This window comes from Klebsiella sp. LTGPAF-6F (assembly GCF_001753185.1).
GTDB classification, from domain to species: Bacteria; Pseudomonadota; Gammaproteobacteria; order Enterobacterales; family Enterobacteriaceae; genus Klebsiella; species Klebsiella michiganensis.
Genome location: NZ_CP017450.1, coordinates 4,320,608 through 4,342,848, shown reverse-complemented (window position 1 = coordinate 4,342,848; position 22,241 = coordinate 4,320,608). Strand labels below are relative to the sequence as shown.

Sequence of the window (22,241 nt, the reverse complement as noted above, 5' to 3'; positions counted from 1 at the left end):
TGGTATGTCTGATTTATATGAGTATTTGAATGCCAAAAAGGGAAAGACATATTTTGATGACCAGATTAAACCATTTTCTTTAATCTCACTCTATCCGGATATAGATACATCCCGAAAGCTAAGAGGTAACAGTCGTACAATAGGAGATGCTGATAAAGATGTCCAGGATGCTATTATAGATATGATAATTACCATAGCTGTCCGCTATGGATTAAGTTATAAAGAGATATCTTATATATTATTAACCACTAAGGTTGAGTCTGGATTTAACCCCGATGCGGCAGCGGGGACTACTAGTGCTGCTGGTTTAGCACAAGGAACGGTTGGTTTTATCAAAGATGCATTGACACAATCTGAAGACATTCTTGGTTTTCAGCTAGATCTTCGTAATGCGGAAGTTTTTGACGCTGAAAAAGGATGCTATGCGGTTATTTATTCCTTTTTACTTAACAAATCGAAGGTGATGGAGAGTTACACATCAGATCAAAGTGAATACTGGGAATGGCTTTATTTGTTGCATCATGATGGTGCCTATAGTTTAGGAAAATATCTCGATGGTACGCGTGAGAAAAGCGCAGATGGCGAGAAGTGGGCGCTTTATATAACTAAGCATTTATCAGTTGTGGAAGGGTTACTAAAAAATACTGAAGTTAATACTAAATTTAAACTGTCTACGGGAAATAATACAGCATTCAAAAACAAAAATTATATTGCTGCAATCTCTCCATTTCCAAGTTCAACATGCCCAAATTTAGTGTCAGATTATGAGAAAACTCTAGTTCTTATCAAAGGTGTGACTGATGAAAACGGGATGACTGAATCAGTCAATGCTATCGCAGGTTCAGAAGTTGTGTTTACTATTCTTGCTGATAATTACAAAGAATTAGCTAAAGCAACTGTTGAAAAAAATACCAATGAAAAGCATAAGACTCTAACTTATATCGTTAAGAAAGGTGACACCTTATCAGCAATAGCGAAGAAATATAGTGTATCAGTAGAGAAATTGGCAAGGATTAATAAGATCCATAACGTAAATATGTTGCGCATTGGTGCGAAATTAAAAATACCTGATAGTAATAAAAACCATGGATATGTTAGCCGCTATGTTTCTGAGCAGACCAAGAAAGAGATTCTCAAAAGCGTTGGGGTTGAAAATGCTAATGTTAAAGCAGCCATAGAGTATTCGAGAAGCCATATTGTTTTGCCAAAAGGAAGCAAGTCCGCAGACTCGGAAAAGGAAAGCAATGTAATTCATATTAAAACTACGACGACGGATCAGTCTGTTGCTGGTAGAAGTAAAAATGAACCAGAGAAGCATCAGACTACTTCCGAGGGGAAAGCTAAAAATGTTTCTGTTGATAAAAATTTTGAGCCGGTGGTGGATTTTTCTAAAGATATTCCTCTCAGCTTGAAAAATCTGGTAACTAATCATTCTCTTGATATTATGAAAGGGATAATGAAATCCGCAGGTGTCCATAAGATTATGATCACCAGTACGTTGCGCACCGCGGAAAAACAAGTCGATGCAATGTATATGAACATGAAAAACAAGGGGATACAATCCCAGCTTGATTATTATGCTGCTGCGGGACGGGAGGTTGTACAAGCAGCTATCGCTGTGGGTGGCATAGATAAAAGTAAGGAGAATCAGGTTAAAAAAGCCATGGTTGATAAAGTCAATTCTTTACAAAAAGATGGGCGTCTTGTTTCAAAACACTGCGTTTCTCTTGAATCGTATGCTCAGAGAAATGTATTTGATATAAGTAAAAAGTTATTGCCTGCCGCTTTGCAGCGGGCTTTTGATAAGGCTATTACAAAATATGCAAAAGATAACCCAAGTAAAATGAAATATATCAGCCCGTTTGAAAATCGCGGTGAGCCAGCATTCCATGTGGAGATTGTACAATGAAAAAAATATTGTTTTTTATTGTCGTTGTTCCTTTTTTTGCATTCTGCAATACTATTAAGGTAAAAGATGGACTGTATTATGGATATTGGGTTTATAAAGAACATGGTGCTATGAAAGAGTATGGCGTTTTAGCTAACAAACCCAGGAAAAATATGGGTAAATATATCTTAAGTCCTGTTCCTAAGTTTACTGATGATAATGAAATATATGTTGAAGTTAAAGGTGGTGTTCCGACTGTGTATTTTTATCAGAAAAGTGTTGAGTCTGATTTGAATACGGTTGGATGGGCTGGCGCTAGATTTGCTGAGGGGAATATGGTTATTTCTTCAAGCACTATTCGAATGGTCACAGAGGATACCACAGAAAATATATTTGTTGGTGAGAGAATTTCTGGGAAAAAGTTAAAGTTTGAAAAGGATGAGTTGGTCCCGTTGTCATTAATTGATGATAATGGATTTAACGTAAACTGCAATCAATACTTGGATGTTAACGCTTATAGAGAGAATGGCCTTCCCTATTATTCTGAGCCTGACCCTGAAGGGCGAAAGGGAATAGAAATAGGTTACCCTACAACGATTTTCGCAGTCGGTGAACTCGGTATTTGTTCTGCATTTCTCGATGATGATATTGTTCCTCAAATTAAAAACGGATGGATTCAGTTCCGTCGCCTCAATTAAAACGTGTAAACTAATTTGTTAGGTGTGCTATGTCCAAAGGATTTGTATTGCTTGGGGATAAAACTACTCACGGCGGTGAGGTTATATCTGCATCTTCGACCATGATTGTGAACGGAAAGAAAGTAGCTCTTGTTGGCGATGAGATTAATTGCCCTGTTGAAGGGCATGGTGTCAATGCCATTATAAAAGGATCACCAGAATGGATCTCTGATGGGAAGCCTGTTGTTGTGGATGGCTGCGAATGTGAATGTGGCTGCCATGTTATCTCCAGTGCGTCGGATTGTTCAGTAGGATAAGTTATGAGCTGGGAGCGTCAGAAAGCCACAATTGCTGCAGAACCTGATGAGCCTTCACTGGTCATCTGGCTGATTGCAGGCCTTGTTGCTGTTATTGCCGGAGTGTTGCTCTTTGTACTTCACGCCAATCAGTTTCTGGGTGAATTGCAAAAATTTAACCTCTGGATTGTTGCCGGAGGCCCTCTTTTTATCTGGTTCGTAACGATTTGTATTCGCGGCTGGATGTATAACCACGCAATGGATCTTCATCAGTTTGAATCCGATGAGGCAGACTATGCACAGCAGCAATGGACTTCATGGGCCGGTCGTTATCTGGCGGTTCTGTATAGCCGGGTAATCCTGCCTGATGAATTGACACCATCAACATTTCTGCAATCCCCCAAAGATCTCGAGCAGAGTAGCTCTCTTTCTCGGGGAATAACGTTACCTGCTGGCGAAGATGCTTTTTCAGCATTGATTGGGGGACTGAACATATCAGAATTACAGCGCTTATCAGACCTCCCTTTCCACGCAACCTTACTGACTGATTCACACGATCCTGATGAGACATTGCAGAGAGAATTTTCAGCATGCTGGCTCCAGTTAGTTGGAATGGCCTATCCCGTACCGTTACTGACGATTCTTAAAGGCCGGGCCTTCGATTGGGTGGGCGAACGCCTTAAAGCCCCGATTCTGGATGTTGAGCTTTTGTTGGTTCACCAGACTCAGGGAGGGAATGAATATAGTGATTCCCTCTCGGCTTTAATGCTGACTTCTGATGATGTAGCAACGAAGTATCAGCTAAACCATCACGCTCGCCTGCTTCGGCCTATGTCGCTTGAATCAACCCAAATGCTGAGTGAAGAGCTCGATATCTTTTTCTCGACCCAATCACAAGCGATCGCTGCGCGCGCAATTGTGGGCGACAGCATGGAGTGGGGGGAGGATTTATCCACTATTTTGGCCAGTGCAAAACAATATGAAGGCAGCTGGAAACCCCAGCAGTGCCATTGGCTGGAGAAATATGCCGGACTTAGCGGTCCTTTCTCACCGTGGATTATCGCCGCCGTCGTTAGTGACATAACCGCGCTCACAAAAGAAGATTGCCTGATGCTTTCGGGTGACAAAGAGCAGCGATTTGTGAATACCGTAACTACAGGGAGTCTGATGAATGGTGAAGGATAACTCAGTGTGGCGTGGTAACTGGGGACGCATCAGTATTACTGCACTGATTGCTGCCGCGATCGGATTAGCTATCTGGAAAAAGGGCGATGCGTTCGGACTTACCAGTAATAGCCTTAAACTGCTGGTATCTGTGGCGGTGATAATTCTTCTGCTACTTGTCCGCCATGGCAAAACTATTAGCCTGGCGATTAAACAACAGTGGTCGCGTTTTCAGGCGAAGCGTAAAAGTCTCCTGCCTGCTGATGAAGGTCGCGTTAAGCAGACACCGCCACGCAATGTCACCGTTGATACCATCCGTGCAGCCATGCGTAACCTCTATGGTCGTCGCTGGGGCCGTAAAACACGCATCCTGCTGGTCACTGGCACTGTATCTGAGGTGGAGCAACTGACCCCAGGGCTCACGACTCAGCTCTGGCAGGAAGATCGCGGCACGCTGTTACTGTGGGGCGGTGACCTCAGTACGCCAGCCGACAGTGCCTGGCTTACCGCGCTGCGCAAACTGCGCCGCCGTCCGGTGGATGGCATGGTATGGGTCACTTCAGCGTTTGACCAGCTCTCAGCGCCAGGGCTGGAGCAGCCGCTGCCGGTACCTTCAGACAGCACCATGGATTTCCTGTCTCACGCCATCAGCATACGTATGGAAGCGCTTGGCTGGCAGCTCCCGCTGTATGTCTGGTCCCTGCACCCACGCGCCGGTAAACCGGAAGGGCGCATTACGCAGGCAACCGGCTGTTTGTTACCTGCCGGTTGCAGTACCGAAGGGCTGGCAGAGCAACTGTCCGCCCTGACGCCAGATTTGACTTCACAGGGGCTGCAGCAGACCTGCGGTGAAGTGAAACATAACTTCCTGCTGACGCTTGCCGACCAGCTCATTCGTGAGCCGGAAAGCGTGACCGCACCGCTGTCGGTGATACTCAATCCGTACCGTCCGCTTCTACTGGCCGGCGTGGTGTTCAGTCAGCCTTCAGCCGGTGCCGAACGTGCCGTGCCGCACCACTGGGGCATGGATAAGCGCTGGGATGCCCTGCCGGAGTCTGTCCGGACACTCCCTGCCGGACTACGTCCGTACAAGCCCGGCATTCCGTGGCGCAGGGTGATGGCGTCTGTTGTTGCTCTTACGATGGTCGGCTGGGCTGCGTGGATGGGCATCGCGTATGTCACCAACCGCAGCCAGATTGACAGCGCTAATGTCCAGGCGGCACTTGCCGCCCGACAGAATCAGCCCCTGGAGCAGCGCCTGCACGCGCTGTCTGAACTGCAAAAAACGCTGTCCCGTCTGCAGTACCGCTCTGAGTTTGGCGTGCCGTGGTACGAGCAGGCCGGACTAAGCCAGAACAATGCGTTGCTGGACGCACTCTGGCCACGTTACCAGGACAGCGCATTGCCGCTGCTGCGGGATGCCGCCGCTGACCATCTGCAGAGACAACTTAATGCCTTTAATGTATTGCCAGCGGGCAGCCCGCTGCGTGAGCAGATGGCAAAAAACACTTATGACCAGCTCAAACTCTACCTGATGCTGGCGCGTCCGGAACATATGGACGCGGCCTGGTTCGGCTCTGCATTGCTGAATGACTGGCCGATGCGTGACGGTGTAAAAAACGGCGTCTGGCTGGGGATGGCGCCTTCTCTGCTGTCGTTTTATGGCGTGCAGCTGGTTGCGCACCCTGAATGGAAACTGCGTGCTGATGAAAATCTGGTCAGCCAGGCGCGTTCCCTGCTGGTTCGTCTGATGGGCGTACGCAACAGCGAATCGACCCTGTACCAGAAGATGCTCACTCAGGTGTCGCACCTCTATGTCGATATGCGCCTGGAAGACATGACCGGCGATACCGATGCATCCCGTCTGTTCAGCACCACGGAAGTCGTGCCCGGGATGTTTACGCGTCAGGCCTGGGAGCAGGCCGTGCAGCCCGCTATCGAGAAGGTGGTGAAGGCACGCCGGGACGGACTAGACTGGGTGCTGACTGACAGCAAGCGTCAGATGAATAAACAGGACGAGACCTCACCGGAAGCTCTGAAACATCGCCTGACGGAACGTTACTTTGCCGACTTCAGCGGGGCATGGCTTGAGTTCCTCAACAGCCTGCGCTGGAACCAGGCGACCACGCTGTCGGATTCCATTGACCAGTTGACCCTGATGGCCGACGTGCGTCAGTCACCACTGGTGGCGCTGATGAACACCCTGAATGTGCAGGGACGCACCGGGCAGACAGGCGAAGCCATTTCGGATTCGCTGGTGAAATCGGCGAAGAATCTGCTCGGCGGTGATAACCAGGATGCCATTGATCAGAGCGCTGGTGTTCACGGCCCGCTGGATGCAACCTTTGGTCCGGTACTGGCGCTGATGGACAAAAACCGGACAGGTGCACAGGAGTTGAGTCTGCAGTCGTTCCTGACCCGCGTGACGCAGGTGCGCCTGCGCCTGCAGCAGGTGACCAATGCCGCCGACCCGCAGGCGATGACACAGACGCTGGCGCAGACCGTATTTCAGGGTAAGTCGGTCGACCTCACCGAAACCCGTGACTACGGCAGCCTGATTGCCGCCGGTCTCGGCCTGGAGTGGAGCGGCTTCGGCCGTACCGTGTTTGTTCAGCCGATGGAGCAGGCCTGGCAGCAGGTACTGACCCCGGCGGCCGAAAGCCTCAATGCCCAGTGGCAGCAGGCCGTGGTTGCTGAGTGGAACAGTGCCTTCGGTGGACGCTATCCGTTTAACAATTCCAGCAGTGATGTATCCCTGCCGCTGCTGGCTAAATACCTCAATGCAGATTCCGGGCGTATTGCGCAGTTCCTGCAAACCCGCCTCAGAGGCGTGCTGCACAAAGAGGGCAACCACTGGGTGCCGGACAGCATCAACTCGCAGGGGCTGGCCTTTAATCCGGCGTTCCTCAATGCCATCAACACCCTGAGCCATATCTCGGATGTCGCTTTCACCGAAGGCAGTGCCGGCATGAACTTCGAGTTGCGTCCGGGCACTGCCGATGGGGTAATGCAGACTGACATGATTATCGACAGCCAGAAGCTGATCTATGTAAACCAGTTGCCGGCGTGGAAGCGCTTCGCCTGGCCTGCAGATACCGAGGCTCCGGGGGCGAACCTGAGCTGGGTAAGCACGCAGGCAGGAACCCGTCAGTACGCCGATATCCCTGGCGCCTGGGGCTGGATACGTCTGCTCGATAAAGCTGTGGTCAGTGCTTATCCGGGCGTTGGTAGCAGTTACAGCCTGAGCTGGAAAGCACAGGACGGGCGCACGCTCAATTACACCCTGCGTACAGAGGCGGGCGAGGGGCCACTGGCGCTGCTGAAACTGCGCAACTTCCGTCTGCCGGAGACGATTTTCAGCACGACTGGCGTGGCCGAATCAGGCCTGGTCGCCAGCGAGGCCAGCGAAGTAGAAGAGGTCTACTGATGAGCATGCTGAATACATTACTGAGCGCCTGCCAGACAGAACAGGAACCATTACTTGTAGCAACCCGTGAGCGAGTGGCGCAGTGGGACAGCTGGCTGCAGCCGCTGTCCGGGCAATCGGCCGCTGGCGAAGACCCGGGCTATGACGATGACTTTCAGCAGATGCGCGAGGAGGTCAACAAACTTTCCGGTGCGGATACAGAACTCATCTGCCGGCTGGCAGAGAAGCTGCTGACCACGACCGCGAAAGACATTCGCGTCGCGACGTACTACTGCCGGGCGAAGCTGCACCGCGAAGGTGAACAGGGACTGGCTGAAGGACTTGAACTGCTGGCCGGTCTGCTGGAGCGCTTTGGTCCATAGCTGCACCCTTACGAACTGGGAGTCTGAGCTGCTGTTTGAGGTACAGGCCCGCCATCTGAAGCTGCTGAGAATTAAAGCGGGTCGGGCTGAGTCGGACAAAGCTCGCCTGCACGCTGAAATGGACAGCCTGCTTGCTGGGCTAATTGCTATCGATCCTGCCCGCGCGGCAGTCCTGTGCGGTTAATGCAAAGAAATGTGTGCCGGAAATGATGCCGGTGATATTAATGATTTCAGGAATATAAACTTTCATGAAAATAACTAAATTTGTAGCATGCATTGTCATGGTGCTATTACTGTCCGGGTGTACTGCAATTTTGTGGGGAGGAAATAAAGTCTCAGGTAGTCATCGGGTGAATGTTATGAAAATGCAGGATAGTGTCACCGATATTTTTCAGTATGAAAATATCTCCGCTTCTGTTGTTCAGGATAAGACCAATATACCTCTGATTATTCCTTCGGAAGGTATCGCATTTTTAGGTGAAAGAAATGTCTATATTCTGACAAGGGGGGCTGATGAGTTACTGTCTTTAAACAAATTAACAGACAAAATCCCACTGATTGCAGGTAAAGAAGAAAATACGCTCAAGCTTCAGTTGGCTCGTTCTGTAAAAGGGGATGCTGTCTTTCGCTTTAAGGATTCGTTACGTGTCTGGGTTAATAAAAGCGAAGGTGAGCTTTCAGAATACGATATAGATGTCATTAAGCATTCAGGCTTCCAGAACTCGAAGGGGGGATACTGGAAAGATGTCAATATTGAGGGCATAGTTCTTCCAAGGAAAAGTCTCAATTATACATTCACCAATACCGAGTCACTGGGGCGAAAGTATAAAGTTGAATTTTACGCGACCGACAATGAAACCGATTTTTATCCGAAGAATCTTGCTACCAACATTGTGCTCACACCTGTGGCCCTTGCTGCAGATATCGTATTTTTCCCTGTCTCCCTCACATTTCTACGCTTAATCATCGGGCAACAACACTAGGGTTAACTCCTGCTGGAACGCATATGAAAGATCAGACCCTGCGCTATTTTGATGCAGAAATGCGCTACCTGCGTGAAGCCGCAAAAGAGTTCGCGCAAACCCATCCCGATCGTGCAGCGATGCTCGACCTGGATAAAGCTGGTACACCGGATCCGTATGTCGAACGCCTGTTTGAAGGCTTTGCTTTCTCGATGGGACGGCTGCGCGAAAAGATTGACGACGACCTGCCGGAACTCACCGAAGGGCTGGTCAGTATGCTCTGGCCGCATTACCTGCGTACCATTCCGTCGCTTTCGGTGGTGGCACTTACCCCAGCGCTGCATGCCATGAAAATGGCCGAAGTCGTGCCCGCGGGGTTGGAGGTGTACTCCCGCCCGGTGGGGCCGAAGAACACGGTCTGTCGTTACCGTACGACCCAGGATGTAATGCTCAATCCCCTGAGTGTCTCAGCGGTCACCATGACCACCGAACCTGACGGACGTTCGCTGTTGCGGATGCGCATGGCCTGCAGTAGTCAGGCGGACTGGTCGCATGCCGACCTCAGCCGCCTGAGCCTCTATCTCGGCGCAGATGCACCCGTCAGCAGTCAGCTGCACCTGATGCTCACGAAACGACAGGCTGCCCTGTATATGCGTCTGCCCGGGCAGACCGATCGTATTCGGCTTGACGGGTACTTCTCGCCGGGAGGATTTGCGGAGGAAGACGGGCTGTGGCCGAAGGGGGATACCGCCTTCAGCGGCTACCAGTTGTTGCTGGAGTACTTCACCTTCCGCGACAAGTTTATGTTTGTCCACTTTAATGGCCTGGACGGCATCACGCCGCCTGCCGGGACAGAGTACTTCGACATTGAAGTGGTATTCAGCACGCCGTGGCCGTCTGATCTGCCGGTCACCGATGACGCGGTTCGACTGCACTGCGTGCCGGTGATTAATCTGTTCACCCTGGAGGCGGACCCGCTCACCATTACGGGCCTGGAAAGTGAGTACCTGCTGCGCCCCAAACGGCTGCAGGACGGACACACCGAGATTTACTCCGTGGATTCGGTCACCGGCTCAAACCGGACGAACGACGCGGAGTATGTGCCGTTCAGCTCCTTCCGCCATAAAGGCGGGATGATGCGCCGCCAGGCACCACCGCGTTACTACCATACCCGCGTGAAGCGCAGTGTGACCGGGCTGTATGACACCTGGCTTATCCTCGGCGGTCACCAGTGGGAAGATGACCGCCTCCTTGACCGCGAAGCCGTGTCGCTACAAATCACCGGCACCAACGGTCAGTTACCACGCCGGGCATTGCAGAGCACGCTGCTGGATAGCTGTGAGCAGGTGGTCAGTACACCGCTTTCAGTACGCAACCTCTGCAAACCGACGCTGCCGGTCTACCCGCCTGCGGAAGACCGATTCCACTGGCGGGTGCTGAGCCACCTGGGCTCCGGATTCCTGAATATGCTGAGTACCGCTGAAGTGCTGCGCGGGACGCTTGCGCTCTATAACTGGCAGGAAGATGAACTGAACACCCGGCGTCTGGAGGCTATTCAGCATGTGGAGCATCACCGCCTTCAGCGCTTTGAGCAGGGCTACCTGCTACGGGGCCTGGATATCGAAGTGATCCTCGACAGCAATGGTTTTACCGGTGAGGGCGATATTCATCTGTTTGGTGAAATGCTTAACCGGTTTTTTGCGTTGTATGTCGATATGAACCAGTTCAACCAGCTTACCCTCATCGTTCAGCCAGAAGGAAAATGCATCCGGTGGAAAGAGAATCACAGTCCGCGCCTGCCAGGCTGATGGAGCGGCTGGGTGACCGGCTGCCATATATCAATTTTTACCGCTTCTGTCAGTTGCTGGAGCAGAGCCAGCCGGACAAACCGGTTACGGGCAGCACCTGGCAGGTACGTCATGAGCCGGTACGTTTTAGGCCGCACCCGGGGATGGGCTTCCCGGCTTCAGAAATCAGGTCATTCGACGCTGCTGAGTACCCGCATCTTCCGCCGACGGTACGTATCACCTTTATGGGGCTTTATGGCGTGGAGTCTCCGCTGCCGACGCACTATATCGATGATATCACCCAGCGGCGGGAAGGGTACGAAGCCACGGCGGATTTCCTCGATATCTTCAATCACCGGCTGATTGCCCAGTACTACCGCATCTGGCGGAAATATTCGTATCCGGCAACTTTTGAGGAAGGCGGTAAGGACAAAACTTCGCAGTACCTGCTGGGGCTGGCCGGGCTCGGGATTGACGGCTGTACAGACAGTATCGCCGCGCCAGCCTCACGCTTTCTGGCGCTGCTGCCGGTCATGATGCTGCCGGGGAGGACTGCAGAAGGCATGGCCTCACTGGTGCGTCTGCTGGCACCCGGCACGCAGGTAAAAATCTGGCACCACGACAAACGCCGCGTGCCGCTGAAGAAGCCCCTGACCATGAGCGTCAGCCAGCCCGTCACCCTGACAAACCGTCCGGTGATGGGTAACTATGCCACCGATGTGAATAGTCAGGTACTGATGCGTCTGACCACCACTGACCCGGCTGAAGTGCCGGGCTGGCTACCGGGCGGGGAGCTTCACACGGATTTAATGGCTCTGCTGCATGTGTATCTTGGCTCACGGCTCGATGTGCGCCTGCAGTTATGTGTCGACCGTTGCCTGCTGCCGGATGCGACGATGAGTACTAAACCCAAAGCTGGTGCAGTGCAGCTGGGCCGCACCGCCGTGATGCGGCCGCTGAATGCGACGAATACCGTCGTACACCCTCAAATTATAAACATCAATCTTGGCCGCTATGAGCGGGTCCAGGAAAATATTCACCGCAGGGAGACCGATGAAGATGGCGATTATCGCTGGTAATTTTCCTCAGATTGCGCTGGCCGCGGGTATCACACTGATACTCGCTGGCTGTGGGCTGACGCAAAAAGTGACAGACGGCACCGTTGCCGTGACTAAATCAATTTTTTATAAGCAGATAAAGACCCTGCATCTGGATATTCGCGCCCGCGAGGCCGTCAACAGCAATGCAGGCGGCGTGGCACTGTCGACGGTGGTACGTATTTACCAGCTCAAGGACCGAAAAACCTTCGACACGACGGACTACCCGTCACTGTTTAAGGCTGACAGTCAGGCTATTAAAGCAGACCTGATAGCGGAGAAAGATATTCGTCTGCAGCCGGGTGGGGCGGTGATGGTGGATATGCCGATGGAGGAAACCGCGCAGTATGTTGCGGTGGCTGGCATGTTTATGTCGCCGGACCAGGAGAACAACACCTGGCGGGTGGTGCTGAGCCGCGATGACCTCGATCCGGATAAGGCACGCGTCATCGAAGCGGGCAACAACCGGCTGACCCTGCAGGCGCTGAAAGATGAGTGAGTCACCCCGTCCGTCACTATATGAAACGCTCTACGGCAATTTTACTGGCGGCATTGATCTGTATCAGGTCAGCGAGCAGAACCAGACCATCATTTCTGTGCTGGACAATATGCAGCGTATCCTCAACTGCCGCGCCGGTACGCTGGCGCACCTGCCGGACTACGGTCTGCCGGATATGACTAAAATCCTGCAGGGGATGCCAGGGACTGCCTATGAACTGATGGGAGCGTTATCGGCTGTACTGCTGAAGTACGAGCCGCGGCTTAAGAAAATTGATGTGGTTCTGCTTGAGCAGACTATTCCGGGGGAATTGCGTTATGCCATTGATGCCGAACTCAGGGGCATCGGTCTGGTGCGTTACGGCACGGCGTTCATGCCTGAAGGGCGCGTGCTGATACGCTACCTTAAACAGCAGCAGTATCTTGATGCACAGACCCACCTCTAATTTCCTGACGGACAGTAAAAGTATGTCGGCAAAATCACGATTTTTTCAAAAACTACAGGACCAGCACTCCTGCAGCGAAGCCTTTGATACTAAGGCGGAAGCGGATATCGCGGCGTTTCGTCAGCGGATCAGCCAGCTCCAGGCGTCAATGGAAACGTGGCTTAGGGGAGTTTGATGATTGCCCGGTCATGTAGTTTTGTCGGGGTTTCACCCCAGTTTCACCCCATTAACTCCACGCGCAAAAAACAGGCATAAAAAAACCAGCCTTAAGAGGCTGGTTTTACTGGGATTTTTGGTCGGCACGAGAGGATTTGAACCTCCGACCCCCGACACCCCATGACGGTGCGCTACCAGGCTGCGCTACGTGCCGATTCGTGGGGAACAATATTACCCGTTCCCCAAGCGAATGCAAGCCGGGAAATGACTGATTGATTTATAAATAATCAATCAGTTAGCGATAAAGCGTTTTTCATCGGTCAGCACCTGCAGCAGCAAGCTGAGCTGCGGTTTTTGATCGTTAATTTTCTCGCCGTCGCTGTTCCACGTTCGGTAAGTGCCGTTGTGATTAAGCACAACCGTGAATTTCGGCGTGGTAATGGCCAGCGTATCGCTATTGGCCGCGGTGACCCAGGCACGACGGCGGGCGGCGCTAAACAGATCCTCACCTTGCGAATACTCGTTGGCCGGGGTAGAGACGTGGAGCAAACGCTGCATCAGCGTCGTCATCACGTCTTTATTATCGGTCAGCGTCGCGATCTCCTGAGCCGGCGTGCCCGGCCAATGGATCACTAAGGGAACCTGCAGCTGCTCGCGCGACCAGCCAAACTGCTCATGCTGCGGGTTCAGCGGCATTCCACGGCCCGCGGTCACGATAACCACCGTGTTGTCCAGCTTGCCCGCTTCCCGCAGCGCGTTCAGCACGCGGCCAATTTGCGTATCGACCGCGCCCGCGGCGTTACCGTAGCGGCGGACGAAGTTTTGCTGCTGCCCGTCGTCAAAGGTAGTGCCGTTGAGCGAAACCCACGAGAACCAGCGGTTTTCATCCTGGGCGTAGCGGTCCAGCCAGTTAATCCACTGGTTTGCCGTCTGCTCGTCGCTTTGCGCTTTCGCGACGGGCAGTGAGAAATCTGACAGCAGCGCCTGACGGTAGAGCGGGCTGCTAAAGCCATCTGATGAGAACAGGCCCAGCTGATAACCCTGCTGATTCAGCGACGTAATCAGCGCCGCAGGGATGCGCGCAGACAGAACGCCGTCCATATAGCTCGGTGAAATACCGTAGAACAGGCCAAACATGCCGCTGTCAGCGGTGTTGCCGGAGCTCATGTGCTGGGTAAAGTTCACGTTGTCTTTCGCGAACCCGGCCAGCGCCGGCATGTTTTTCTCAAAGCGCGAATAATTAAGGTTATCAACGGTAATCAGCAGCACGTTATAACCGGTACCGAGATCGCGATAACGCAGATCGCTCAGCGGATATTGCACCGAGACGGCTTCCGGCGCGCCTTGTTCCACCAGACGGCGCTGGTAGTCCTGCGCGTCGAGCAGGCCATGTTTTTCCAGGAAACGGCGCGCCGTCATCGGATAGGAGAGCGGCAGGTTGGCCCGCTGCATGGTGATCGGACGATAGAAGTTGGCATCCGCCCAGATATAGACCAGATGGCTACTGATAAAGGAGATAAAGAAGAACCAGGCAACGGGTCGGGCGTAGTGGCGGCGGCGCGTCAGGCTGCGCAGCTTCTGCCAGCTCCAGGTCGCGAAGAGCATTTCCAGGAGGAAAATGATCGGTACGCTGATAAACATCAGCTGCCAGTCGCGCGCCATCTCGTTCTGGTCGGGGTTGATAACCAGTTCCCAGACAAAGGGATTAAGATGCAGGTGGAAACGGGTGAAAACTTCGCTGTCGATCAGCAGCAGCGTCATGCCCACGGTCGCCAGAATAACCGAGATAAAGCGCATTAAGCGCTGAGAGACGACGATAAAAGTCAGCGGGAAAAGAATCAGCACGTAGCTGGTAAAGACCAGGAAGCTGAAGTGACCAACGAGGCTGACGTACGAAAAGAGGCGTCCGGCAAGCGTCGTTGGCCAGTCGGCGACAAACAGATAGCGACTGCCGAGCACCATAGCCAACAACATGTTGAAAAGGGCGAACCAGTGCCCCCAGCTGACCATCTGGGAGACTTTTTCTCGGTAGGGCTGACGAAGAGTCACCATATACTGTTGTTCGTTATCCTTAGTGCGCTGGATCGTCGTTGATAGATGACTGCAGCGCCTGGGCAAAAGAACGGGCGATGGCCTGACGCTGCGCCGGCGCGACGCTACTGTTGATCAGGTTAGTCACCATATTGCCCAGAACCATCAGTGAAAGGTCAACGGGCGCTTTATGTGTTTCCAGAACGCTCGTCAGCTCGCTGAGCAGCTGTTCGACGTGTTCATCGCTATAGCGGGATAATTGCGGCATAAACTCAAAATCTGTTTGTTCGTGAAAGGGCAACATATTACCGTAGCAGCAGCTTTTTTTCCGCATTTTTTCGCCACGACGCAAAAGCGCGCGGCTTCGCTCGCAAAGAGTCACGCGGCGGTTGCGTCGTTGCCCCCGCGGTGGTTGAATACCGCCCGGTCTAAAAGGAGAGTTTAACATGAGTCTGGATATCGACCAGATTGCCCTGCATCAGTTAATCAAACGTGATGAACAAAATCTGGAGCTGGTGCTGCGCGAATCGTTGCTGGAGCCGACGGCGACGGTTGTCGAGATGATGGCCGAACTACATCGTGTCTACAGCGCAAAAAATAAAGCCTACGGCCTGTTTAATGAAGAGAGCGAGCTGGCGCAGGCGCTGCGCGGGCAGCGTAAGGGCGAAGAAGCGTTCCTGCCGTTTAGCCGCGCCGCTACCGGGCGCCTGCGCGACGAACTGGCAAAATATCCCTTTGCAGAAGGCGGTATTGTGCTGTTTTGCCAGTATCGTTATCTGGCGGTGGAATATCTGATGGTGGCGGTGCTGAACAACCTAAGCAGCATGCGCGTCAACGAAGAGCTGGATATCAGCTCCACCCATTATCTGGACATCAATCACGCGGATATCGTGGCGCGTATTGATTTAACCGAGTGGGAAACCAACCCGGAGTCAACGCGCTATCTGACCTTCCTGAAGGGGCGGGTAGGGCGCAAGGTGGCGGATTTCTTTATGGATTTCCTCGGCGCCAGCGAAGGGCTGAACGCCAAAGCGCAGAACCGCGGCCTGCTGCAGGCGCTGGATGATTTCGCCGCCGATGCGCAGCTGGATAAATCTGAACGTCAAAACGTACGCCAGCAGGTATACAGCTACTGCAACGAACAGCTGCAGGCCGGTGAGGAAATCGAGCTGGAGTCGCTGTCGAAAGAGCTGGCGGGCGTCAGCGAGAAGACTTTTCAGGAATTTACCGCCGAACAAGGCTACGAGCTGGAAGAGAGCTTCCCGGCGGATCGCAGCACGCTGCGTCAGTTAACCAAGTTTGCCGGCAGCGGCGGCGGGTTAACCATTAATTTTGACGCTATGCTGCTGGGCGAGCGGGTGTTCTGGGATCCGGCTACGGATACCTTAACCATAAAAGGCACGCCGCCGAACCTGCGCGACCAGCTACAGCGCCGTACTTCTGGCGGAAATTAATGCGTAAAATCCCGACGTCGAGTCGGGATTTTTTTTGCCTGAACCCGCATTACAGGGCGTAGAGGATTTCTACCCCCGCCAGGGTTAGCTGCTGTCGCAGCGCCTCGTCCAGGGTCGTATCCACGATCAGCGTACTGGCTGCCCCCAGCTCGCCGATGGCAAAGGCCGACGCGGAGTTAAGCTTTTCTTGTGACGCCATCACCACCGTTTCGGCAGCCCGCGCCGCCAGCGCGCGTTTAATGCCCGCTTCTTCATAGTCACCGGTGGTGAATCCCGCCCGTGGGTGAACGCCGGTGACGCCCATAAAAAACAGATCGGCGTTGATACGGGAAATACTCTCGAGGGCCGCAGACCCGACGCTGACGACGGAATGTTTAAACAACCGGCCGCCGATCAAAATCACCTCGATGAGCGGTTTTTCCACCAGCGCGACGGCAATCCCCGGGCTATGGGTGACCACGGTACACGCGAGGTTATCCGGCAGCAGGCGCACCATCTCCCCGGTGGTGGTGCCGCCGTCGACAACCACTACCTGACCGGGCTGAATGAGCTCAACCGCGCGCTGGGCAATGCTCTGCTTTGAGGCGATTTGCACGTTCTTTCTTGTTTCAATAGGCGCGATGGCTTCGGAAACCGGCAGCGCGCCGCCGTGGACGCGCTGCAGCTTGCCTTCCGCGGCCAGCTCCCGCAGATCCCGGCGAATGGAGTCCTCTGATACGCTAAAGCGCTGGCTGAGATCCCCGGACATCACCTGTTTTTCCTCGGCGAGGATCTGCAAAATCTGCTGTTTTCTCTGGCTGGCGAGCATCAAAATACCTTCATGAGTGATCTTGTTTGTGCACGATTATGCATGTTATGTTGCTAACTGTCACCTAAAAGGGGAAAAACATGCACGCTGACGCACCGCGCGTTCGCCATATCCGCGAAACGCTGTTATCGGATAACTGGTACACGCTCAAGAAATATACTTTTGAACTATTGCGCCGGGACGGACGCTGGCAGGAGCAGAGCCGGGAAGCTTACGACCGCGGCAACGGCGCGGTGATCCTGCTCTACAATCGTGAAAAGCAAACGGTAGTGCTGGTTCGCCAGTTTCGCTTTCCGGCGTGGATTAACGGTCATGATGGATTTTTGATCGAAGCCGCCGCCGGACTGCTGGATAACGCTTCCCCGGAAGCGCGCATCGTTGCCGAAGCCGAAGAGGAGACCGGTTTTCGCGTCACGCGCATTGAGCCGGTATTCACCGCTTACATGAGCCCCGGTTCGGTGACGGAGAAGCTTTACTTTTTCATTGCCGAATACTCTGCCGACGATCGGCGCGGCGACGGTGGCGGACTGGCGACGGAAGGGGAAGATATCGAAGTGCTGGAGTGGCCGCTGGAAAAAGCGTTGCAGGCTATTCGCGAAGGGGAAATCGTCGATGCGAAAACGATTATGCTGGTGCAGCATCTTGCGCTGAACAGGTCAACGCTACTCGACTGATAAACAAAACGCCCCGAACCTTGCGGAGCGGGGCGCTTGCCATACAACTTTCAGTCGGCGATTAAGCGCGAACGAAGTCGATGTGAGTCAGCTTCGGCTTGAACGGGTGACGCTGAACAGCCTGAGCTTTAACTTTCTCTTCTTTGCCATCAACAACGATGGTCAGAACTTCGTTGTAGAACTCAGCGTTGGTCTGCATGTTCCACACTTTGTCGTGATCCAGTTCGATTGCTACTGGCGCAGCTTCGCCGCCATAGATGATGGCCGGGAATTTGTTAGCTGCACGCAGGCGGCGGCTCGCACCCTTACCCTGCTCTTTACGTACTTCTGCGTTGATAGTAAACATTGATGTCTCTCTATATATAAATCCTGCTACAGGCGACCCAGCAGCAGGCAGATTATCTGCTTTGCGAATGCAAAAGCGGGCGGCATTATAGCCGCCATAGGTGTTTGCAGCAACCAAAACCTCAGACGTGAGGACGATTAGCGTAGTTCGTTGGCCCGGCGGAATCGGCCCTGATAATCAAATACTTTCTCCCGCACCTGCCAGTATTGCCCCTTCATGCGCGCCACGACAAAGTCCGGATGGCGCAGAAGCGCCTGCTGGGCGAGGATATCGGCGGCCGTTATCCAGCGCAGCGGCACGCCCGGCGTTCGGGTATGCGGGCGGATAAAGAGCTGCTCAAAGGCGGTACGCTGGGCGGGCGTATGCAGGCGGAAGCGCTCACTAACATCCGCGCCATCTTCATCGTAATAGGTAATTTTTAGCCAGGCGCCTTTGTCATCCGCGCCGTGCTGCAGATCCATACCGCTACAGCGCAGCACCAGCGCATCTTTAAGCTTCAGCGCGGCTTTCAGCATGTCGTCGGGGTCGACCAGGATGGTATCGCACTCGCGGCAGCGGCGGGCGGCGATATCGTTTTCCGCGTTACACTGCGGGCAGTTTTTAAAGCGAAAACGAAAATCACACTGCTCGCGATGGCCTTCGTCATCCTCAAACCAGCCCTGGCAGCGGCGGCCAAAGTGTTCAATCAGCGTGCCGTCGGCGGTGGTTTTCCCCCAGAAGGTATTGGCGAAACCGCATGCCGGGCAAAAAACCTGGACCGGCACGTTGTCGCTTCTCCCCTTCGGCGTTCCCACTTCAGGCGCGTAAAGGTCGTGCGGATTCCCGGCGTAATCGAGAATCAGGCAGTCCGTCTTACCCGGCGCCAGGCGCAGGCCGCGGCCGACGATCTGTTGGTAAAGGCTCACCGACTCGGTCGGGCGCAGGATGGCGATCAGATCGACATGCGGGGCATCAAAGCCGGTCGTCAGTACCGCGACGTTAACCAGATAGCGGTACAGCTGAGCTTTAAACCCGTTGATGATGCGATCGCGCTCCGGCCCCGGCGTTTCACCGGTGATTAAGGCCGCTTCGCCCTGCGGAAGCAACCCGGTCACTTCACGGGCGTGTTCAACGGTGGCGGCGAAAATCATCACCCCCTTGCGCGTTTGGGCAAATTCAACGATTTGGCTGACGATATGCGGCGTGACGCGCTGCTGTTTTTTCAGTTCGTGGTTTAAATCAGCCTCGCTGAACAGGCCGTTACTTTGCGCCTGCAGGCGGCTGAAGTCATATTGAACCACCGGCATATCCAGCCGCTCCGGCGGCGTCAGGTAGCCGTTCTTAATCATATAGCGCAGCGGCAGCTCGTAGATGCAGTCGCGAAATAGCGCGTTTTCATCACCGCGCACCATGCCGTGGTAGTGGAACTGGTAAATCCACCCCTTACCGAGGCGAAAAGGCGTCGCGGTCAGCCCCAGCAGGCGCAGGTGCGGATTGACCTGCTGAAGGTGGCTGATAATCTGCTGATACTGGCTGTCATCATCGTCGCTGATGCGGTGGCACTCGTCGACGATCAGCAGCGAAAACTCGCCCTGAAACTGGTCGAGGTTGCGGGCGACCGACTGCACGCTGCCAAAGACCACTTTACCGTGGCTCTCTTTACGCTTGAGGCCCGCGGCGAAAATATCCGCTTTCAGGCCGAGCGCGCAATACTTGGCGTGGTTCTGCGCCACCAGCTCTTTAACGTGCGCCAGCACCAGCACGCGACCGCGCGCCAGGCGCGCAAGTTCGGCGATAACCAGGCTTTTACCTGCGCCTGTCGGCAGCACAATCGCGGCAGGTTCATGATGGCGGCGAAACCAGGCGAGCGTCGCGTCGACCGCCTCTTTTTGGTAGGGACGTAATGTAAATGTCATGAATTTATGGCGGTTAATTAACTCGCGAATAGTATGCCACGAATCTTTTCCCTTGAGTGGTGTTAATAGCCCGTTATACTACCCCATGAAATTCTTCTTTTTCGGGCGCGTTGCCCGCTCCAGCACTTGTACAGGCTAAAAAAATCTCATGCGACTTGATAAGTTTATCGCTCAGCAACTTGGCGTTAGCCGGGCTATTGCCGGGCGTGAAATCCGCGGCAGCCGCGTTACCGTGGACGGCGACATTGTAAAAGACTCCTCCTTCAAGCTTCTGCCGGAGCATGACGTCGAGTATGACGGCAATACGCTGGTTCAGCAGACCGGCCCGCGCTACTTTATGCTCAACAAGCCGCAGGGTTACGTTTGTTCCACCGACGATCCGGATCATCCGACGGTCCTTTATTTCCTCGACGAGCCGGTGGCGCACAAGCTGCATGCCGCGGGGCGTCTGGATATCGACACCACCGGACTGGTATTGATGACCGACGATGGCCAGTGGTCGCACCGCATTACTTCCCCGCGCCACCATTGCGAAAAAACCTATCTGGTGACGCTGGAAAATCCGCTGGATGAGTCCACCGCCGAGCAGTTTGCCAAAGGCGTTCAGCTGCATAATGAGAAAGACCTGACCAAACCGGCGGTGCTGGAAGTGGTGACGCCGACCGAAGTCCGCCTGACCATTAGCGAAGGGCGCTACCATCAGGTGAAGCGGATGTTTGCCGCGGTGGGGAATCATGTGGTTGGCCTGCATCGCGAACGTATTGGCGATATCGCGCTTGATGCGTCGCTGGCGCCGGGTGAATATCGTCCGCTGACGGCAGAAGAAATTGCCAGCGTTGGCGGCCAACATGCGCGGAGTAAAACGTGACGGCAAAGCAGAATTCTTCATTAGGGATTGTGTTTATTCTTGGCCTGCTGGCCATGTTAATGCCGCTGTCGATCGATATGTATCTTCCGGCGCTGCCGGTGATTGCGGCGCAGTTTAATGTGCCGGACGGCAGCGCGCAGATGACGCTCAGTACCTATATTCTGGGCTTTGCCCTGGGCCAGCTTTTATATGGCCCAATGGCGGACAGCATGGGGCGTAAACCGGTGATACTGGGGGGCACGCTGGTTTTTGCCGCGGCGGCGGTGGCCTGCGCGCTGTCGCAGACTATCGATATGCTGATCACCATGCGCTTTTTCCACGGCCTGGCGGCCGCGGCGGCGAGCGTGGTGATTAACGCCCTGATGCGCGATATCTATCCCAAGGAAGAGTTCTCGCGGATGATGTCGTTCGTCATGCTGGTGACCACCGTCGCGCCGCTGGTGGCGCCGATGGTCGGCGGAGCGGTGCTGGTGTGGTTTAGCTGGCATGCGATCTTCTGGATCCTCGCGGTGGCGGCGCTATTAGCCTCGGCGATGATCGCCTTCTTTATTAGCGAGACCCTGCCGCCGGAACGCCGGCAGAAATTTCATATTCGCACTACGCTCGGCAACTTCGCGACGCTGTTTCGCCACAAGCGGGTGCTGAGCTATATGCTGGCAAGCGGTTTCAGCTTCGCCGGGATGTTCTCGTTTCTGAGCGCCGGCCCGTTTGTCTATATCAATATCAACCACGTTTCACCGCAGCACTTTGGCTACTATTTTGCGCTGAACGTCGTCTTCCTGTTTGTCATGACCATGATCAACAGCCGCTTTGTGCGGCGGGTTGGGGCGCTGAACATGTTCCGCGCCGGGCTATGGATCCAGTTTGCGATGGCGGCGTGGATGGTCGTGTGCGCGCTGTTTGGCGTGGGGTTCTGGGCGCTGGTGTTTGGCGTGGCGGCGTTCATCGGCTGCGTTTCGATGGTCTCCTCTAACGCGATGGCGGTGATTCTCGATGAGTTTCCGCATATGGCCGGGACCGCTTCCTCGCTGGCAGGGACGTTCCGTTTCGGGATTGGCGCCATTGTCGGCGCGCTGCTGTCGATGGCGACGTTTACCACCGCCTGGCCAATGCTGATTTCTATCGCCTTCTGCGCCAGCAGCTCCATCCTCTTTTACCTCTACGCCAGCCGACGGCGCAAAGCCGCGCGCTAAGCGACTTTCAGGGGGCGATATCGCCCCTTTTTTTGATGCATGTCAACCAAATCTGGCTTCTCTGTTCAGCGATTTGTTTATTTTATGTAAAATCAAATCGTTTAAAAAGTCGCATGATTGCGATAAAAAAGTTGTTTTAGATCACAGAAACGGGTACATATAGCCCGAAGATGTTCCATCTGCACAATTATAAACTTTTACATTACAAACCA

20 protein-coding genes, 1 tRNA gene and 1 pseudogene are annotated in these 22,241 nt (G+C 53.8%); 16 read left to right on the top strand and 6 right to left on the bottom strand.

The window, feature by feature from the left end:
- Positions 1 to 4 precede the first annotated feature (4 nt).
- The 12 genes and pseudogenes from BJF97_RS20175 to tssE all read left to right on the top strand — a co-directional run bounded on the left by BJF97_RS20175 (position 5) and on the right by tssE (position 12,604).
- Complete coding sequence (locus BJF97_RS20175) at positions 5 to 1,909, top strand: LysM peptidoglycan-binding domain-containing protein (protein WP_014230195.1); 1,905 nt, start codon at positions 5 to 7, stop codon at positions 1,907 to 1,909.
- Positions 1,906 to 2,586, top strand: a complete 681-nt coding sequence (locus BJF97_RS20170; protein ID WP_014230194.1) for a hypothetical protein — start codon at positions 1,906 to 1,908, stop codon at positions 2,584 to 2,586. Before BJF97_RS20175 ends, BJF97_RS20170 begins: the two co-directional genes overlap by 4 nt.
- A gap of 29 nt (positions 2,587 to 2,615) precedes the next feature.
- Positions 2,616 to 2,882 carry a PAAR domain-containing protein gene (locus BJF97_RS32875; RefSeq protein ID WP_014230193.1) on the top strand — a complete coding sequence of 89 codons (267 nt, stop codon included), beginning with the start codon at positions 2,616 to 2,618 and terminating at the stop codon, positions 2,880 to 2,882.
- Between the two features lie 3 nt (positions 2,883 to 2,885).
- Positions 2,886 to 4,046 carry a hypothetical protein gene (locus BJF97_RS20165; protein ID WP_014230192.1) on the top strand — a complete coding sequence of 387 codons (1,161 nt, stop codon included), beginning with the start codon at positions 2,886 to 2,888 and terminating at the stop codon, positions 4,044 to 4,046.
- Positions 4,033 to 7,452 carry an ImcF-related family protein gene (locus BJF97_RS20160; protein ID WP_014230191.1) on the top strand — a complete coding sequence of 1,140 codons (3,420 nt, stop codon included), beginning with the start codon at positions 4,033 to 4,035 and terminating at the stop codon, positions 7,450 to 7,452. The genes BJF97_RS20165 and BJF97_RS20160 overlap by 14 nt, the downstream gene beginning before the upstream one ends.
- Positions 7,452 to 7,808: pseudogene (locus BJF97_RS20155) on the top strand (ImpA family type VI secretion system protein); the annotation flags it as partial. The gene BJF97_RS20160 and the pseudogene BJF97_RS20155, both read left to right, overlap by 1 nt.
- Positions 7,804 to 7,998 (top strand): hypothetical protein, encoded by a 195-nt coding sequence (locus tag BJF97_RS20150; protein ID WP_014230189.1) that lies wholly within the window; start codon positions 7,804 to 7,806, stop codon positions 7,996 to 7,998. The pseudogene BJF97_RS20155 and the gene BJF97_RS20150, both read left to right, overlap by 5 nt.
- Before the next feature lie 64 nt (positions 7,999 to 8,062).
- Positions 8,063 to 8,797 carry a hypothetical protein gene (locus tag BJF97_RS20145; protein ID WP_032693683.1) on the top strand — a complete coding sequence of 245 codons (735 nt, stop codon included), beginning with the start codon at positions 8,063 to 8,065 and terminating at the stop codon, positions 8,795 to 8,797.
- A gap of 23 nt (positions 8,798 to 8,820) precedes the next feature.
- On the top strand, positions 8,821 to 10,584 hold the full coding sequence (gene tssF / locus BJF97_RS20140; RefSeq protein ID WP_014839078.1) for a type VI secretion system baseplate subunit TssF: 1,764 nt from the start codon (positions 8,821 to 8,823) through the stop codon (positions 10,582 to 10,584).
- Complete coding sequence (gene tssG, locus BJF97_RS20135) at positions 10,539 to 11,642, top strand: type VI secretion system baseplate subunit TssG (RefSeq protein WP_032693684.1); 1,104 nt, start codon at positions 10,539 to 10,541, stop codon at positions 11,640 to 11,642. The genes tssF and tssG overlap by 46 nt, the downstream gene beginning before the upstream one ends.
- Positions 11,623 to 12,159: a type VI secretion system lipoprotein TssJ gene (gene tssJ, locus BJF97_RS20130; RefSeq protein ID WP_014230185.1), complete on the top strand. Its 537-nt coding sequence runs from the start codon at positions 11,623 to 11,625 to the stop codon at positions 12,157 to 12,159. Before tssG ends, tssJ begins: the two co-directional genes overlap by 20 nt.
- On the top strand, positions 12,152 to 12,604 hold the full coding sequence (gene tssE / locus BJF97_RS20125) for a type VI secretion system baseplate subunit TssE (RefSeq protein ID WP_070082975.1): 453 nt from the start codon (positions 12,152 to 12,154) through the stop codon (positions 12,602 to 12,604). The genes tssJ and tssE overlap by 8 nt, the downstream gene beginning before the upstream one ends.
- A gap of 293 nt (positions 12,605 to 12,897) precedes the next feature.
- Here tssE and BJF97_RS20115 read toward each other — a convergent pair.
- From BJF97_RS20115 to BJF97_RS20105, 3 genes are all read right to left on the bottom strand, one after another.
- Positions 12,898 to 12,974, bottom strand: a tRNA-Pro gene (locus BJF97_RS20115).
- Between the two features lie 77 nt (positions 12,975 to 13,051).
- Positions 13,052 to 14,812 carry an LPS biosynthesis-modulating metalloenzyme YejM gene (yejM, locus tag BJF97_RS20110; protein ID WP_014230182.1) on the bottom strand — a complete coding sequence of 587 codons (1,761 nt, stop codon included), beginning with the start codon at positions 14,810 to 14,812 and terminating at the stop codon, positions 13,052 to 13,054.
- Positions 14,813 to 14,831: 19 nt separating this feature from the next.
- Positions 14,832 to 15,059 (bottom strand): YejL family protein, encoded by a 228-nt coding sequence (locus tag BJF97_RS20105; RefSeq protein ID WP_004133900.1) that lies wholly within the window; start codon positions 15,057 to 15,059, stop codon positions 14,832 to 14,834.
- Positions 15,060 to 15,237: 178 nt separating this feature from the next.
- Here BJF97_RS20105 and yejK point away from each other — a divergent pair, with 178 nt between their 5' ends.
- Complete coding sequence (gene yejK, locus BJF97_RS20100) at positions 15,238 to 16,245, top strand: nucleoid-associated protein YejK (protein ID WP_004122954.1); 1,008 nt, start codon at positions 15,238 to 15,240, stop codon at positions 16,243 to 16,245.
- Between the two features lie 49 nt (positions 16,246 to 16,294).
- Here the strand turns inward: yejK and BJF97_RS20095 are convergent, their stop codons facing one another.
- Positions 16,295 to 17,053 (bottom strand): DeoR/GlpR family DNA-binding transcription regulator, encoded by a 759-nt coding sequence (locus tag BJF97_RS20095; protein WP_014230181.1) that lies wholly within the window; start codon positions 17,051 to 17,053, stop codon positions 16,295 to 16,297.
- Between the two features lie 80 nt (positions 17,054 to 17,133).
- Here BJF97_RS20095 and BJF97_RS20090 point away from each other — a divergent pair, with 80 nt between their 5' ends.
- A complete protein-coding gene (locus tag BJF97_RS20090) occupies positions 17,134 to 17,727 on the top strand; it encodes an NUDIX domain-containing protein (RefSeq protein ID WP_032693687.1) in 594 nt (197 codons plus the stop codon).
- A 61-nt stretch (positions 17,728 to 17,788) separates the two neighbouring features.
- Here the strand turns inward: BJF97_RS20090 and rplY are convergent, their stop codons facing one another.
- Together rplY and BJF97_RS20080 are read right to left on the bottom strand one after the other, a co-directional pair.
- Positions 17,789 to 18,073 (bottom strand): 50S ribosomal protein L25, encoded by a 285-nt coding sequence (rplY, locus tag BJF97_RS20085; protein WP_004114143.1) that lies wholly within the window; start codon positions 18,071 to 18,073, stop codon positions 17,789 to 17,791.
- Positions 18,074 to 18,210: 137 nt separating this feature from the next.
- The gene (locus tag BJF97_RS20080) at positions 18,211 to 19,968 is read right to left on the bottom strand and encodes a DEAD/DEAH box helicase (RefSeq protein WP_032693688.1); all 1,758 of its coding nucleotides are present in this window, start codon (positions 19,966 to 19,968) and stop codon (positions 18,211 to 18,213) included.
- A gap of 148 nt (positions 19,969 to 20,116) precedes the next feature.
- Here BJF97_RS20080 and rsuA point away from each other — a divergent pair, with 148 nt between their 5' ends.
- A complete protein-coding gene (gene rsuA, locus BJF97_RS20075; RefSeq protein ID WP_014230178.1) occupies positions 20,117 to 20,836 on the top strand; it encodes a 16S rRNA pseudouridine(516) synthase RsuA in 720 nt (239 codons plus the stop codon).
- Complete coding sequence (locus BJF97_RS20070; protein WP_014230177.1) at positions 20,833 to 22,029, top strand: Bcr/CflA family multidrug efflux MFS transporter; 1,197 nt, start codon at positions 20,833 to 20,835, stop codon at positions 22,027 to 22,029. The genes rsuA and BJF97_RS20070 overlap by 4 nt, the downstream gene beginning before the upstream one ends.
- The last annotated feature ends 212 nt before the right edge of the window (positions 22,030 to 22,241 follow it).

Coding starts and splice junctions, on each gene's coding strand:
- BJF97_RS20175 (WP_014230195.1), top strand. CDS start 5: ATGTCTGATTTATATGAGTATTTGAATGCCAAAAAGGGAAAGACATAT.
- BJF97_RS20170 (WP_014230194.1), top strand. CDS start 1,906: ATGAAAAAAATATTGTTTTTTATTGTCGTTGTTCCTTTTTTTGCATTC.
- BJF97_RS32875 (WP_014230193.1), top strand. CDS start 2,616: ATGTCCAAAGGATTTGTATTGCTTGGGGATAAAACTACTCACGGCGGT.
- BJF97_RS20165 (WP_014230192.1), top strand. CDS start 2,886: ATGAGCTGGGAGCGTCAGAAAGCCACAATTGCTGCAGAACCTGATGAG.
- BJF97_RS20160 (WP_014230191.1), top strand. CDS start 4,033: ATGGTGAAGGATAACTCAGTGTGGCGTGGTAACTGGGGACGCATCAGT.
- BJF97_RS20145 (WP_032693683.1), top strand. CDS start 8,063: ATGAAAATAACTAAATTTGTAGCATGCATTGTCATGGTGCTATTACTG.
- tssF (WP_014839078.1), top strand. CDS start 8,821: ATGAAAGATCAGACCCTGCGCTATTTTGATGCAGAAATGCGCTACCTG.
- tssG (WP_032693684.1), top strand. CDS start 10,539: ATGCATCCGGTGGAAAGAGAATCACAGTCCGCGCCTGCCAGGCTGATG.
- tssJ (WP_014230185.1), top strand. CDS start 11,623: ATGGCGATTATCGCTGGTAATTTTCCTCAGATTGCGCTGGCCGCGGGT.
- tssE (WP_070082975.1), top strand. CDS start 12,152: ATGAGTGAGTCACCCCGTCCGTCACTATATGAAACGCTCTACGGCAAT.
- yejM (WP_014230182.1), bottom strand. CDS start 14,812: ATGGTGACTCTTCGTCAGCCCTACCGAGAAAAAGTCTCCCAGATGGTC.
- BJF97_RS20105 (WP_004133900.1), bottom strand. CDS start 15,059: ATGCCGCAATTATCCCGCTATAGCGATGAACACGTCGAACAGCTGCTC.
- yejK (WP_004122954.1), top strand. CDS start 15,238: ATGAGTCTGGATATCGACCAGATTGCCCTGCATCAGTTAATCAAACGT.
- BJF97_RS20095 (WP_014230181.1), bottom strand. CDS start 17,053: ATGCTCGCCAGCCAGAGAAAACAGCAGATTTTGCAGATCCTCGCCGAG.
- BJF97_RS20090 (WP_032693687.1), top strand. CDS start 17,134: ATGCACGCTGACGCACCGCGCGTTCGCCATATCCGCGAAACGCTGTTA.
- rplY (WP_004114143.1), bottom strand. CDS start 18,073: ATGTTTACTATCAACGCAGAAGTACGTAAAGAGCAGGGTAAGGGTGCG.
- BJF97_RS20080 (WP_032693688.1), bottom strand. CDS start 19,968: ATGACATTTACATTACGTCCCTACCAAAAAGAGGCGGTCGACGCGACG.
- rsuA (WP_014230178.1), top strand. CDS start 20,117: ATGCGACTTGATAAGTTTATCGCTCAGCAACTTGGCGTTAGCCGGGCT.